Origin of the sequence: Achromobacter mucicolens, assembly GCF_029866465.1 — a bacterium.
Classification (GTDB): Bacteria; Pseudomonadota; Gammaproteobacteria; order Burkholderiales; family Burkholderiaceae_B; genus Achromobacter; species Achromobacter mucicolens.
Map to the genome: position 1 here is coordinate 786,083 of NZ_CP123364.1, position 14,356 is coordinate 800,438.

At 65.9% G+C, this 14,356-nt stretch carries 13 protein-coding genes; 9 read left to right on the forward strand and 4 right to left on the reverse strand.

Translation table 11 applies throughout. From position 1 onward, the window contains the following. Positions 1 to 6 precede the first annotated feature (6 nt). The 9 genes from QEP15_RS03560 (at position 7) to QEP15_RS03600 (ending at position 10,557) form a co-directional block, all read left to right on the forward strand. Positions 7 to 981 (forward strand): M23 family metallopeptidase, encoded by a 975-nt coding sequence (locus tag QEP15_RS03560; RefSeq protein WP_152385417.1) that lies wholly within the window; start codon positions 7 to 9, stop codon positions 979 to 981. 190 nt (positions 982 to 1,171) lie between these two features. Beyond that, positions 1,172 to 3,907, forward strand: a complete 2,736-nt coding sequence (secA, locus tag QEP15_RS03565; protein WP_152383391.1) for a preprotein translocase subunit SecA — start codon at positions 1,172 to 1,174, stop codon at positions 3,905 to 3,907. Positions 3,908 to 3,925: 18 nt separating this feature from the next. After that, positions 3,926 to 4,645, forward strand: coding sequence for a VOC family protein (locus tag QEP15_RS03570; protein WP_280148437.1), 720 nt, complete (start codon positions 3,926 to 3,928; stop codon positions 4,643 to 4,645). A gap of 196 nt (positions 4,646 to 4,841) precedes the next feature. After that, positions 4,842 to 5,603, forward strand: coding sequence for a GntR family transcriptional regulator (locus QEP15_RS03575; protein WP_056320787.1), 762 nt, complete (start codon positions 4,842 to 4,844; stop codon positions 5,601 to 5,603). Further along, the gene (locus tag QEP15_RS03580) at positions 5,603 to 6,589 is read left to right on the forward strand and encodes a tripartite tricarboxylate transporter substrate binding protein (RefSeq protein ID WP_425285975.1); all 987 of its coding nucleotides are present in this window, start codon (positions 5,603 to 5,605) and stop codon (positions 6,587 to 6,589) included. Before QEP15_RS03575 ends, QEP15_RS03580 begins: the two co-directional genes overlap by 1 nt. A 68-nt stretch (positions 6,590 to 6,657) precedes the next feature. After that, on the forward strand, positions 6,658 to 8,352 hold the full coding sequence (locus QEP15_RS03585; protein ID WP_280148438.1) for a thiamine pyrophosphate-binding protein: 1,695 nt from the start codon (positions 6,658 to 6,660) through the stop codon (positions 8,350 to 8,352). A gap of 176 nt (positions 8,353 to 8,528) precedes the next feature. After that, a complete protein-coding gene (locus tag QEP15_RS03590; RefSeq protein WP_175157265.1) occupies positions 8,529 to 9,308 on the forward strand; it encodes an SDR family oxidoreductase in 780 nt (259 codons plus the stop codon). 17 nt (positions 9,309 to 9,325) lie between these two features. After that, positions 9,326 to 9,784, forward strand: coding sequence for an Lrp/AsnC family transcriptional regulator (locus tag QEP15_RS03595; RefSeq protein WP_056320797.1), 459 nt, complete (start codon positions 9,326 to 9,328; stop codon positions 9,782 to 9,784). A gap of 161 nt (positions 9,785 to 9,945) precedes the next feature. Continuing rightward, positions 9,946 to 10,557 (forward strand): gamma-glutamylcyclotransferase, encoded by a 612-nt coding sequence (locus QEP15_RS03600; RefSeq protein ID WP_280148439.1) that lies wholly within the window; start codon positions 9,946 to 9,948, stop codon positions 10,555 to 10,557. A 5-nt stretch (positions 10,558 to 10,562) separates the two neighbouring features. Here QEP15_RS03600 and pagP read toward each other — a convergent pair whose 3' ends face one another. The 4 genes from pagP to QEP15_RS03620 all read right to left on the reverse strand — a co-directional run bounded on the left by pagP (position 10,563) and on the right by QEP15_RS03620 (position 14,335). After that, positions 10,563 to 11,117, reverse strand: coding sequence for a lipid IV(A) palmitoyltransferase PagP (pagP, locus tag QEP15_RS03605; protein WP_152383395.1), 555 nt, complete (start codon positions 11,115 to 11,117; stop codon positions 10,563 to 10,565). A gap of 132 nt (positions 11,118 to 11,249) precedes the next feature. Then, entirely contained in the window at positions 11,250 to 12,722 is a 1,473-nt protein-coding gene (gene mgtE / locus QEP15_RS03610; RefSeq protein ID WP_062841653.1) for a magnesium transporter, read from the reverse strand. A 10-nt stretch (positions 12,723 to 12,732) separates the two neighbouring features. Beyond that, a complete protein-coding gene (locus tag QEP15_RS03615) occupies positions 12,733 to 13,143 on the reverse strand; it encodes an acyl-CoA thioesterase (protein WP_056320808.1) in 411 nt (136 codons plus the stop codon). Between the two features lie 97 nt (positions 13,144 to 13,240). Then, positions 13,241 to 14,335, reverse strand: coding sequence for a YeiH family protein (locus tag QEP15_RS03620; protein WP_230965007.1), 1,095 nt, complete (start codon positions 14,333 to 14,335; stop codon positions 13,241 to 13,243). Positions 14,336 to 14,356 lie beyond the last annotated feature (21 nt).

Here is a 14,356-nt window from a genome sequence, read left to right on the forward strand (position 1 = left end):
GTGATTATGCACGCCCGCGAAGGGCAGGACGGGCATTTCACCCTGGGCGGCGCGCGACTGGCGTTGTTTCTGGGGGGCGCCTTGATTACCGCGGCCATTTTTGGCGCCGCGCTTCAACGATACATCACTCCCATCCTTCCCGCCGTGCACACGATGGGTTGGCCGTTGTCCGAACAGCCCGGGCGCGACGCCGATTTCCTGCGTGAAAACATGAACTTGCTGGCTTCGAAGGTGGGGGCGCTGCAGGCCAAGCTGGTCAGCATCGACGGCCTGGGCCAGCGCGTGGCCAAGGTGGCGGGCGTGGCCTACACCGACCCGGAACTGGCCCAGCAGCTTGCGTCGGCCGCGCCCGAAGCGCCGGCCCACCCGGAGGCTACGCAGGTCATGGACGATCTGTTCACCGACCATCCGCCGCCCACCGCGGCGTCGGCCGAGGCGCTGGGCCGGCAGCTTGACGAGATCCAGGCGCGGCTCTCGCAGCAAACCGACAATCTGAAGCTGCTGGACGCCGCGCTCACCAAGCGCTCAGCGGATCAGGCGCGCATGCCGACCGCCATGCCCATCACCGATTACCCTTATCTGACCTCCTCGTATGGCTGGCGCCGCAACCCGGTGACGGGCCGGTCGGCCATGCACGAAGGGCTGGACTTCGCCGCGCCCTCGGGCACGCCGATCCTGGCCGCCTCGGGGGGCGTTGTCCTTGAGGCCAAATGGGCGCCCGGCTTTGGCAACATGGTCGAGATCGATCACGGCGACGGCCTGATCACCCGCTACGCGCATGCGTCTTCGCTGCTGGTCAAGCAGGGCGATCTGGTCGAACGCGGCCAGCAGGTCGCTCGTGTGGGAAGCTCCGGCCGCTCCACCGGTCCGCATCTGCATTTCGAGGTCCGCCTTGCCGGACAGCCGCTGGATCCGCGCCTGTTCCTCGGTCCCCAGCAACAGCCCGCGCCGCCCGCCGTCGCGCGAGCCGCCGCGCCGTGAACCCACGGCGGGTTGGCCTGTCAAACCGGCCAACAGTGATACCCTGGTCATAGGTCCAGGCTATTACGCTTCAGGTGCGTTAAACTGGATCGTTTCCCGGCGGACTCCCGCTCAACCAATAACATCAAGTCACGGGTGATGCCACGCACGCTTTGGCGGTGCGGCATGGCTTGTGCGGCCGACAATACGCATGGTTTCTCTGCTCAAAAAACTCATAGGTAGCCGCAACGATCGGCTGCTTAAGCAGTATCGCAAGCTGGTAACCCAGATCAATGGGCTCGAACCCAAGATCGCCGCGCTCTCCGACGCGGAACTGGCGGCCAAGACCGACGAATTCCGTTCCCGCCACGCCCAGGGCACGTCCCTGGACGATCTGCTTCCCGAAGCTTTCGCCGTGGTGCGCGAATCGGGCAAGCGGGTCTTCGGCATGCGGCACTTCGACGTGCAGATGCTGGGCGGTATCGCCCTGCACAACGGCAAGATTGCCGAAATGCGCACGGGCGAAGGCAAGACGCTCATGGCGACGCTGCCCGTCTACCTGAACGCGATCGCCGGCAAGGGCGTGCACGTGGTCACGGTGAACGACTACCTGGCCCGCCGCGACGCCGAATGGATGGGCCGGTTGTACCGCTTCCTGGGCATGTCCACGGGCGTGGTCGTGCCGCAGCAGCCGAACGAAGAAAAGAAGGCCGCCTACGCTGCCGACATCACGTACGGCACCAATAACGAATTTGGCTTCGACTACCTGCGCGACAACATGGAATTCCGTGTTGAGGACCGCCGCCAGCGCGGGCTGTTCTACGCCATCGTCGACGAAGTGGACTCGATCCTGATCGACGAGGCCCGCACGCCGCTGATCATCTCGGGTCAGGCCGAAGACCACACCGAACTCTACGTCCGCATGAATGCGGTGCCGCCGCTGCTCAAGCGCATGGCGCACGAGCCCAAGCCGCAGGAGCCGGAACCCGAAGGCGATTATTGGGTCGACGAAAAGAGCCAGCAGGTCTACCTGTCGGAAGCCGGCCACGAACACGCCGAAGGCATTCTTGCCCGCCTGGGCATCCTGCCCGAAGGCGAATCGCTGTACGACCCGCGTCACATCGCGCTGATGCACCACCTGATGGTGGCGTTGCGCGCCAACACCCTGTTCTTCCGCGACCAGCAGTACGTCGTGCAGGACGGCGAAGTGGTGATCGTGGACGAATTCACGGGCCGCCTGATGGTGGGCCGCCGCTGGTCCGATGGCCTGCACCAGGCCGTCGAGGCCAAGGAAGGCGTGAAGATCCAGCACGAGAACCAGACGCTGGCGTCGATCACGTTCCAGAACTACTTCCGCATGTACGAAAAGCTGTCCGGCATGACCGGTACGGCCGACACGGAAGCGTACGAATTCCAGGAAATCTACGGGCTTGAAACGGTCATCATCCCGACCAACAAGCCCATGGTCCGCAAGGACCAGAACGACCAGGTCTTCAAGACCGACGGCGAAAAGTACAACGCCATCCTCGAAGACATCCGTGACTGCCACGAGCGCGGCCAGCCCGTGCTGGTCGGCACGACCAGCATCGAGAACTCCGAGCTGCTGTCCGGCCTTCTGAAGAAAGCCAAGCTACCGCACGAGGTCCTGAACGCCAAGCAACACGCCCGCGAAGCCGAGATCGTGGCCGAAGCCGGCAAGCCGGGCCACATCACCATCGCCACCAACATGGCCGGCCGCGGCACCGACATCGTGCTGGGCGGCAGCGTCGACAAGCAGGTCGACCTGATCCGCGCCGACGAATCGCTGTCCGAAGCCGAGAAGACCGCGCGCATTGAAAAGATCCGCGCGGAATGGAAGCCGCTGAACGAGCAGGTCAAGGCGGCAGGCGGCCTGCGCATCATCGGCACCGAGCGCCATGAATCGCGCCGTATCGACAACCAGTTGCGCGGCCGCGCCGGCCGCCAGGGCGATCCGGGCTCGTCCCGTTTCTACCTGTCGCTGGAAGATTCGCTGATGCGCATCTTCGCGGGCGACCGCGTGCGCGCCATCATGGAACGCCTGAAGTTGCCTGAGGGCGAGCCCATCGAGGCCGGCATGGTCACGCGTTCGATCGAAACCGCGCAGCGCAAGGTGGAAGGCCGCAACTTCGACATCCGCAAGCAATTGCTGGAATACGACGACGTCGCCAACGACCAGCGCAAGGTGCTGTACTCGCAGCGCAACGACGTGCTGGAAGCCGCCAGCGTCGGCGCCACGGTGCACAACCTGCGCGACGCCGCGGTGACCGACCTGTTCAACACGTACGTGCCGCCGGAATCGGTGGAAGAACAGTGGGACATCCCCGCGCTGCAAAATGCGCTGGAAGGCGACTGGCACCTGCATCTGCCGCTGACGGAGATGCTTGAAAAGGAACCCAACCTGAACGACGAGGAACTGCGCGAACGCGTGGTGGCCGCGGCTCGCGATGCGTACCAGGCCAAGGTCGACCAGGTGGGCGAAGAATCGTGGTCGCAGTTCGAGCGTTCGATCATGCTGCAGGCGATCGACACGCACTGGCGCGAGCACCTGTCCGCGCTGGACTACCTACGCCAGGGCATTCACCTGCGCGGCTATGCGCAGAAGAACCCCAAGCAGGAATACAAGCGCGAAGCCTTCGAACTGTTCTCGGGCATGCTGGACCGCGTGCGCGACGATGTGGTCAAGGTGCTGATGACGGTGCGCGTGCAGTCGTCCGAGCAGGTCGAGCAGGCCGAAGCCGAAGCGGCGCAACCGCACGTGCAGAACGTGCAGTACCACCACTCGGACTACGACGAGGCGCTGGCGTCCGACGCGCAGGAATCGGGCGCTCAGCCCGCGCGCAACGCCATGCCCAAGGTCGGCCGAAACGATCCGTGCCCGTGCGGCAGCGGCAAGAAGTACAAGCAGTGCCACGGTAAGCTGGTCTGATAAAAGGGGTTAGCCTTCATGCTGCATTCCGTCGGCCGCACTGAATTCGACCACGCCGTCGTCATGGTGCGTGACCGGCTGGATGCGCTGGCGCCCCATTACGAACGGCAGGGCTTTCATCTCAGCGACAAGGCCGTGCACAACCTGGGGTCGTGCAACCGCCTGATCGTGCTGGAAGGCACGTACGTCGAATTGCTGGGATGGCCGCCCGGCGCGCCGCCCGCGCGCAAGGAAATCGCCGATTCGCCTTTCGGGCTGGAAGCGCTGGTTTTTCGCACCTATGACGCCGAGGCCACCTACACGCGGTTGCGTGAGGCCGGCTTTGCCGTCAACCCCGTGCAGGAGCTGACCCGTCCGGCCATGCTGGACGGCCAGGAAGTTCAGGCCCGATTCCATACCGTGCGCTTTGCCGCGCAGCCCTTGCCCGGCATCCGCATGTATTTCTGCCGTCACCTGACGCCCGAGTGCGTCTGGGCGCCGGCATTGATGGCGCATCCCAACGGGGCCCGCAGCCTGCATCGTATCGACGCGCGCGCGGCGGACGCCCGAGGCGTGGCCGAGCGCCTGGCGCTGGTGGCCGGGGTGACGGCCGAAGCCGCCACCGGCGGTTGGGACGTGCCGCTGGCGAACCTGCGCATTCATGTCCAGCAGGACGATGCGGCGCAGTCGCCGGTCTTGTCCACCCTGACCCTCGAAAACCGCGACGGCGCGCATTACACCCTGGATACGGGCTTGTAAGCTACCCGCGTACGCCTGCCCGTCGATCGGCCCGCCGCTTTCCGGCGGGCTTTTTCATGCCTGTCGTTTCCCTGGCGTCCGCGCAGTGAGACGGCGCAGGCCTTGCGCGCTTGGGGCAAACCCGGGTTGCCGCGTAAAGTGTATGCACTTTAGTATGCACTTCATCCCGACTGGAAATTTGCCCACGCGATCCGGTATGACGCTCTCCCAACCCTCGACGCGACCCGCTCCCCGCGCCGCCCGCACGTCGGCCGGACAGGCCGAACTGTATGGCGCCGTCAAGGCGATGGCGGTGCGTTTCGAATTCAAACCGGGCGAACGCATCAACGAGGTTGAACTGGCGCGCCGCCTGAACGTCAGCCGCACGCCGCTGCGCGAAGTGCTGAACCAGCTGATGGTCGAGGGGTTCCTGACGCGGTCGGTCAACCGCGGGTTCATCGCGCGGCTGCTGGATGCCAAGCAGATCCACAGCCTTTACGAATATCGCGCGGTGCTGGAAGCCGGCATCGTGCGGGCCGCGTGCGAACGCGCCACCGACGAAGAACTGGCCAGCCTGCGCGCCTTCGTCGAGCGTTCGCGCGACGAACCCGAAGACAGCGATGCCGCCAGGCTGCTGGAACTGGATGAAGCCTTTCATCTGGCGCTGGCGCGCTACTCGCGCAACGAGGAATTCGTGCGCGCGCTGGAAAGCGTCAATGCGCGCATTCATTTTGTGCGTTGGATCGACATGCAGCAGGGCCGCCGCAGCCACACGCAGGGCGAGCACCTGCGGATCGTGGATGCGCTGGAGCGGCGCGATCTCGACGCGTTGCCCGCCCTCATCAGCGCGCACATCGGCCGGCGGCTGGACCAGATCACCGACGTCATACGCACGGGTTTTTCTACCATTTACATGCGGGACCAGGCCGAACCCGCCAAGGCAGTGCCGGCCAACACCACAACAGCAGGGGAAAACTGATGAATAAAACGATCAAGCGGACGCTGGCGGCGGTATGCACGCTGGCCGCAGCCGGGGGCGCTTTTGTCGCCGCGCCGGTGATGGCCGAGGAACGGCCGCTGATACTCGTCGTGCCGTATCCGCCGGGCGGCAGCACCGACATCCTGGCACGGATCCTGCAGCCGCGCCTGTCGCAGCAGATGGGCGGCCGCGCGGTGGTCGTCGAAAACCGTCCGGGCGCAGCCAGCCAGATCGCCACCGCATTCGTGGCGCGGGCCGAGCCGGACGGCAACACGCTGCTGGTCAGCTTTGACAACCACGGCATCAATCCAGCCGTGAAGCCCAAGCTGCCCTATGACACGTTCAAGGATTTTGTCGCCATCGGGCAGACGGTGCGCTTTCCGCTCGTGATCGGCGCAAACCCGAGCGTGCCCGGGGACAACTTGAAGGAATTCCTGGCGGCGGCCGCCAAGCAGCCGCCCAACAAGTTCAACTACGCTTCCACGGGCGTCGGTTCGCTGAACCACCTGGCGCCGGAAGAGCTCAAGCGGTTGTCCAAGGTCGAGCTGTTGCACGTACCGTACGGCGGCGGCGGACCGGCCATCCAGGCCGTGGTCGGGGGCCAGGCCAACATGACGTGGCTGAGCTTTGCGGCGCTGCGCGGCCAGATCCAGGCCGGCAAGATCAAGCCGCTGGCGGTTGCCGGCGAGAAGCGCTTGCCCGAACTGCCCAATGTGCCGACCGTGGCCGAATCGGGCTTTCCGGGCTTTGTCGCCTATTCGTGGAGCGGCATGTTCGCGCCCAAGGGCACGCCGCCGGCCACCGTCAAGAAGCTGACGGCTGATTTCCAGGCGGTGCTGGCCGATCCCGAGATCAAGAAGAAGGTCACGGAAGCGGGCTTTGAGATCGTGGCCTCCGATGGCCCGGCGCTGGATGCGTACGTGAAGTCGGAATACGACCGCTGGAGCGCCTTCATCAAGAGCAGCAACATCAATCTGGATAACTGAACGGCGTCGGTCCGGCGCGGCGGCAATGCCGCCGCTGCGGGCCGGCTCCTGAATTACGTGGAGATGACATGGAACACATGAACGGCGCCGAAGCGATGGTGCGGATGCTGCAACACAACGGCGTCAAACACATTTTCGGCCTGTGCGGCGACACCACGCTGCCGCTGTATGACGCGCTGTACCGCCTGGATCACGGCATGCAGCACATCCTGACGCGCGATGAGCGCAGCGCCGGCTACATGGCGGATGCCTATGCCCGCGTGACGGGCAAGGTCGGCGTGTGCGAAGGCCCCAGCGGCGGCGGCGCGACCTATCTGCTGCCGGGCCTAGTCGAAGCCAACGAATCGTCGATTCCCGTGCTGGGCATCACGTCGGACGTGGCTGTCGGTTCGCGCGGCAAGTACCCGCTGACCGAACTGGACCAGGAGGCGCTGTACCGCCCGCTGACCAAGTGGAACCGCACGATCGATCGCGCGGACCAGATTCCGGGCATGGTGCGCGCGGCCTTCCGCGCCATGACGACCGGCAAGCCCGGCTCGGCGCACCTGTGCTTTCCCTATGACGTGATGAAGCAGCAGGTCGATGCGTCCGATGTCTGGGCCCAGCCCGAGCACGGCAGCTTCCCGGCCATGCGCTTTGCGCCGGACCCCGCCGACGTGGCCCGCGCGGCGCAGCGGCTGGTGGCCGCGCGTTCGCCGGTCATCATCTGCGGTGGCGGCGTGGTCATCGCCGGCGCCAGCGGCGCGCTGCAAGAATTGGCCGAGTCCCTGAAGGCCGCGGTCTGCGTGACGGTGAGCGGGCAGGGCAGCCTGGCCGACACCCATCCGCTGAACGCGGGTGTGGTGGGCTCGAACGGCGGCGTGATGGCGACGCGCGATGTGGTGGCGGCCGCCGACGTGGTGCTCTTCGTGGGCTGCCGCGCGGGGTCGACCTCGACCGAGCACTGGCGCTTCCCGAATCGCGATGTGCCGATCCTGCACATCGACATCGACCCGATGGTGATCGGCGCCAACTACCTGACCGAAGTCGGCCTGGTGGGCGACGCCAAGCTGGCGCTCGAGGCGCTGTCCGCCGAAGTGCAGGCGCGCATCAAGCACCGGCCCTCCGATGCGGCCGACGGCGCCATGCTGGCCGGCCGCGCCAAGGCCGCGCGCCGCGCGCAGCTTGAACCGCTGGCCGCCAGCCTGGATGCGCCGATTCTGCCCGAGCGTGTGGTGCAGTCGCTGAACCGCCTGCTGCCCGACGACGCGGTGGTGTGCGCGGATCCCGGCACGCCGTGCCCGTATTTTTCGGCGTACTACGATGTCTCGCGCCCCGGCCGCCACTTCATCACCAACCGCGCTCATGGCGCGCTGGGTTTTTCGATGTCGGCGGCGCTGGGCGCCTGGGTCGGCCGTCCGCAGTCCAAGTGCGTGTCGGTGATGGGCGACGGCAGCTTCGGTTTCACGGTGGGCGAGCTGGAAACCATCGTGCGTCACAAGGCGCCGCTCTTGATGGTGGTGTTCTCGAACTCGGTCTATGGCTGGATCAAGGCCAGCCAGAAGGCCGGTTACGACAAGCGCTACTACAGCGTGGACTTCAACCGCACCGACCATGCGCGCATTGCCGAAGCCTACGGCGTGAAGGCATGGCGCGTCGAGGATCCGTCCAAGCTGGACGCGGCGATCAAGGCCGCCATGGAACACGACGGCCCCGCGCTGATCGACGTGGTGACGCAGCCGCTGCAAGACGCCGCGGCGCCCGTGAGCCAATGGATGGGCTGATGCGCTAGCCGCATTCGCTGCATTGCCGATGGGGCCCTTCGCGGGGCCCCATTTTTCTTGGCCGGCCGGATTAGAAAAAAATTCCACGCCGGCGGGCGCGCTCCTATACTGGACCGCTTCAGAGCGGCGGGCCGCGGGCGCCCGGCGCCGTCAACGCGACAGCAGAGGGGGCGGGCATGGACCTGGGGATCAGCGGCAGAAAGGCACTGGTGTTTGGCGGCAGCCGCGGCATGGGGCGCGCCTGCGCCTTGCAGCTTGCGCGCGAGGGCGTGGCGGTGACCATCGCGGCGCGCAATCCGAAGACGCTGGAGGAGGCTGCGGCCGAGATATCGCGTGAAACCGGCGTCGGCGTGGGCTGGGTGTCCGCCGACCTGACGCTCCCCCAGGGGCGCGACGCGGCAATCGCCGCCTGTCCGCATCCGGACATCCTGATCAACAACGCCGACGGCCCGCTGCCGGGCGACTTCCGGGACTGGTCCCGCGACGACTGGATTGCCGCGCTGGACGCCATGATGCTGGGACCGATCGACATGATCCGCCGCGTGGTGGACGGCATGGTCGAGCGGCGCTTTGGCCGGATCGTCAATATTGTGTCGCGCAGCGTGAAGGCGCCGCACGCCGAGCTGGGCCTGTCCAATGGCGCGCGCTCGGGGCTGATCGGCTTCGTGGGCGGCCTGGCACGCCAGACCGTGCGCCACAACGTCACGATCAACAACCTCTTGCCTGGCGCTTTTGCCACCGATGCGCAGATCCGGCATATCCAGGGCATGGTGGAGCAGGGCGGCAAGACATTCGAACAACTGTGGGACGAGCGGGCGCGCAGCAATCCCGCCGGCCGGTACGGCCAGCCCGAGGAACTGGGCGCGCTGTGCGCGTACGTCTGCTCGGCCCACGCCGGCTACATGACGGCGCAGAATCTGCTGATCGACGGGGGCGGTTACCCCGGGACCTACTGATGGCATCAAAAACATCCATGGATCAGACGGACCTCAAGATACTCGCGTTGCTGCAAAAGGACGCCACCTGTTCGGTCGCCGAAGTGGCCGAGCAAGTGAACCTTTCCGTGACGCCGTGCTGGCGCCGCATCCAGAAGCTGAAGGATGACGGCGTCATCGCGCGCAATGCCATCCTGCTGGACCCGCGCGCGCTGGGTTTGAACCTGACGGTGTTCGTGTCCATCCGCACCAGCCAGCACAACGAGAAGTGGACGCAAAGCCTGATCAACGCGGTAATGGCGTTGCCCAACGTCGTCGAATTTCACCGCATGGCGGGTGACGTCGACTATCTGCTGAAGGTGGTGGTCGAGGACATGGCGGCCTATGACCGCTTCTACCGCCGGCTGATCGGGGCAGTGGACCTGCTGGACGTCAGCGCCAGCTTCTCGATGGAAGTCATCAAAAGCACCACGGAATTGCCCCTGAACGCGGTGTAGGCGCGCGGCGCGCAAATTTTTTTCTGCCGCGCGCGCCGCCGCGGATGCAAATTTCTTTCTGCGCGTTGCGCAGGCCCAATCTGGCAATGCTTTTGCGTGAGGGGCGGCGTAGGATATCGCTCACTCCAGTCTTGGAGTGATTTGGGATATCAGAGGACCCTATGTCGTTGGCAGTGCCCGCCGGCTGCGCCGGATTGCAGAAAACGCGGCAAGCAGCATCGGTGGATGACCTGCTGGCCGGCTGGAACGGCGTCGACGACCTGTGGGTGTTTGCCTACGGTTCCCTGATATGGCACCCCGGCTTTTCCTGGCGCGAACGGCGCCTGGCCACGGTGCGGGGCTATCATCGCTCGCTCTGCCTGTGGTCGCATGACCACCGCGGATCGCCGGACAATCCGGGGCTGGTGTTCGGCCTGGACCGTGGCGGCTGTTGCCGGGGCGTCGCGTTTCAGATCGCGGCCAGCGACGTGCCGCAGGTCTTTCAGGCCTTATGGCGGCGCGAGATGGTCACGGGCGCCTACAGCCCGCGCTGGCTGACCTGCCACACCGACGATGCGCCCGTGCGCGGACTGGTGTTCCTGTTGAACCGCGCCTGCCGCGAGTACGCAGCTGACCTGTGCGACGACCGCCTGCTGGCGTCCGTGCGCAATGCGGTCGGGCATTCCGGGCCTTGTCTGGACTACGTGGTGGAAACGGCGCGTGCGTTGCGCGCGCACGGCATCGACGACTGGCGCCTGGGAGACCTGGTGCGCAAGTTGGGCCATGCGTTCTGACGCGATCAGAATTGCCAGCGGCCAAACACGAACAGCACATTGCCGGCGCCGCTTGAGCCCGGGATATACGTGGCGTACAGCATGGCGTCCTTGTAGCCGGCGCTGACCAGCGGCAGGATGCCGGGAAACGGCACGTAGCTCATGATGTCGTGGCGCGCGGTGAGGAACACCGTGTAGCCCGCGCCAAGCCGGAAGTTGTCGCTGACCTGGCCGATTTTCAGAAAGCCGTAGCCGGCAATGGGCTGCACCTTCGAGTGCGAGTCCAGAAACGCCATCGCGTACAGTCCCTGCCAATCCCCGTCCTCATCGTAGATGCTGCGCCCGTAGCCGCCGCCCCAGGCCAATTCACGGAAGCTGTCGATCTTTTCGGCGCTGTACTTGGCGCGGTTGTGCCAGGCGTAGCCGCTGACATACAGGTCATTACCGCCTTCGGTCCAGATCTGGTCGATGCGGTTGCACGCGGACTTGGCCCATGAGGGCATGTCTTCGCAAGCGTGGGCGGTAACGGTGAAGACGGACAACAGCAGGCAGAACAGCGCGGCTCGGAGTCTGGTGGTCATGGCGGCCCCAGGGAAAAGATGACAGTTCCGTTACTGTAACGGAGTGCATGTCGTCTTCCCTGTCAGGGGGCTGTCATCCCCGCGCATTCGGGGGTATTGCCGCCGATCCGGCGGCGTGTCGTGGCGAGGGCGCTACAACAGAAAGATGGTGGCCAGGCCCAGGAAAATGAAGAAACCCAGCGAATCGGTGGCGAAGGTGAGCAGCACCGACGAGCCCATCGCCGGGTCCTTGCCGAATCGTGCGCGCACCATGGGCACCAGCACGCCGACCGACGCGCCGACCAGCATGTTGCAGATCATGGCGGCCATCATCACCAGCGCGATGGACACGGAGTGCGAGATCACCCACGCGAACAGGGCGGCCACCACGCTGCCGCACAGTCCCACCAGCAGCGTCACGAAGAGCTCGCGCTTGACGAGCTGCCACAGGTTGCGGCCCGTGATGCGGCCCATGGCCAGCGCCCGGATGATGAGCGTCATGGTCTGGTTGCCGGAGTTGCCGCCGATGCCCGCCACGATCGACATCAGGAAGGCCAGGATGACGATCTGGCTGACCGTGCCTTCGAACTGCGATGCCACGAACGACGCCGTGGCGGCGGTACAGAGATTGAAGAGCAGCCACGGCGCACGGTTGCGCAGCGCGGTGGTGACGGGGGCGAAGATGTCTTCTTCCTGCAGACCGGCGCGCGACAGCGCCTGCTCTTGCGAGTCTTCGCGCATCACGTCCACCACGTCGGCGATGGTGACGCGGCCGATCAGCCGGCCCTGGTCGTCCATCACGGGGGCGGACACCAGGTCATAACGTTCGAAGGCGCCGGCAGCGTCGGCGTCGGAATCCAGCGGGTTCAGCGTCAGGAAGTCGGAATTCATGACTGCCCGCACTTCGGTTTCGGGCTCGCTGACCAACAGGCGCGACAGCGGCAGGATGCCCTGCAGCTTGTCCTGGCGGTCAACGACGAAGATCTGGTCGGTGTGGTCGGGCAGTTCGTGCAGCCGGCGCAGGTAGCGCAGCACGACCTCGAGCGTGACGTCCTCGCGCACGCGCACCATCTCGAAATCCATGATGGCGCCGACGCTGTCTTCCGGATAGCCCATGGCTTCCAGAAGCTGCGCGCGTTCTTCCTCGGTCAGGCCCTTTTGCACTTCCGCCACCACGTCGGGCGGCAGGTCGGGCGCCAGGTCGGCGAGCTCGTCCGCGTCCATGCTTTCGGTAGCGGCGACGAGGTCCTGGCGGTCCATCGCCTCGATCAGCGATTCGCGGACCCAGTCTTCGACTTCGAGCAGGACGTCCGCGTCGTGCTCAGGGCTGACCAGCTTCCAGATCGCCTGGCGCTCGTCCTTGGGCAGCGATTCGAGGATGAAGGCGATGTCGGCGGGGTGCAGGCCGTCGACAAGCGTTTTCAACTCGGCTTCGTGCTGGCGGTGCACCAGGTCTTCGACCAGGGGCGCCTTGGCGTCGCCTTCTTCCTGGCGGTGAACCAGTTCTTCGACGAGGTGCTGGCGCCGCAAGCGCTCCTGGACTTCCGCGAGGGCGGTCTGGGCGTCTTCCGGGTCGAGGCGGCGGGGCGTCGCGGGCGGTTTCTGCGCGGCGGCGGACTGCGTCATGCGTTACGGCTCAAAGTGTGGGGAGAGGGCGGCTGCGCCGCGCTTCGTCGGTGGCGACGTAGGTCAGCGTGGCCTCGGTGACCTTGACGACTTCGGCGTCCAGGCGCTGGCGTTCCGCGTAGACCTCGACGGATACCGTGATGGACGTGGTGCCGGTCTTGACGATGGCGGCGTAGAAGCTGAGCAGGTCGCCCACGAACACGGGCTCTTTGAACTGGAAGGCATTGACCGCCACGGTGGCCACGCGGCCGGCGGCACGGCGGGCGGCAGGGATGGACCCTGCGATGTCTACCTGGGACATGATCCAGCCGCCAAAAACGTCCCCGTGGATGTTCGCGTCGGCCGGCATCGGCATGACGCGCAACACCGCGTCGCGATGGGCTGGCAGAGTCGTAAACGGGGTTTTGGTGCTGGAGGTCATGCGGCCGACTCCAATGCTAGAGAACCAGCCGATTATGCAGGAAAAACGCGACGGCGGCGTGCGCGTTGACGCCCGCCGCCGTCGCCTTGCGTGGTCATCAGGTCGCCAGCTTGACGATCCCGTAGCCGCCAACCAACAACCAGACGTAAAGGATGAAGCCCAGGGCCATGACACGCGGGCCGGCCTTGCGGATCTGGGCGAAGCGGGTTTCGATGCCCAGCGCGGTCATGGCCATGGTCAGCGCGAAGACGTCGAGCCGGCGGATGGCGGCGACGATATCGGCGGGAATGATGTTCAGGGAATTGACGATGGCCAGCGCCAGGAAGCCCACGGCGAACCAGGGGATGGGCAGCTTTTGACCCTTGCCCTGGCCGCCGCCCGCGTGCGAGGCGGCGCTGCGCAGGTACATGCCCAGGATCAGCAGCACGGGCACGAGCAGCGCCACGCGGGTCATCTTGACGATGGTGGCGACTTCGGTCGTGGCGGGGTCGATGTTGCTGGCCGCGCCAACCACCTGCGCCACCTCGTGGACGGTGCCGCCAATATAGATGCCGAGCGCCTGGGTGTCGAAGTTCAGCCAGCCCGCGTGATAGAAGACCGGGTAGAGGAACATCGACAGCGTGCCAAACAGCACCACGGTCGCCACGGCCACCGCGCTCTTGTGGGGGGCGGCGCGCAGCGTCGGTTCGAAGGCCAGCACCGCGGCCGCGCCGCAGATGGCGCTGCCGGCAGCGGTCAGCATGGCCGTGTCGCGATCCAGGCCCAGGAGCCGTTGGCCGACCACGGTGCCGATCAGCAGCGTGCCCACCACCACGGCCACCGAGACGGCCAGCCCCGGCATGCCGACGGCGGCAATCTGCTGGATGCTGATGTTCAGGCCATAGAAGGCAACCGCAATGCGCAGCAGACGGCGCGCCGTGAAGTTCACGCCCACGCCCCAGTCGGCGGGCATGGTGCCACGCAGGAAGTTGCCGTACAGCATGCCGACGACGATGCCCACGACCAGCGGCGAGAAGCCTAGTTGGCGGATGAAGGGAAGATCGGCCAGTTGCATCACTGCGCCGGCCATCAAGCCTACGAACAACACGCCATTGAGCTTGTCGCGCCAGGGCGTGGCCGCGGCAGCGGGCGCTGCCGGGGCGGCGGCGGGGGTGGAGGGAAGCGGAACGGCGGTGGTGGTGGAGGTATTCATTACTGGCCCTTTGGGCATAAC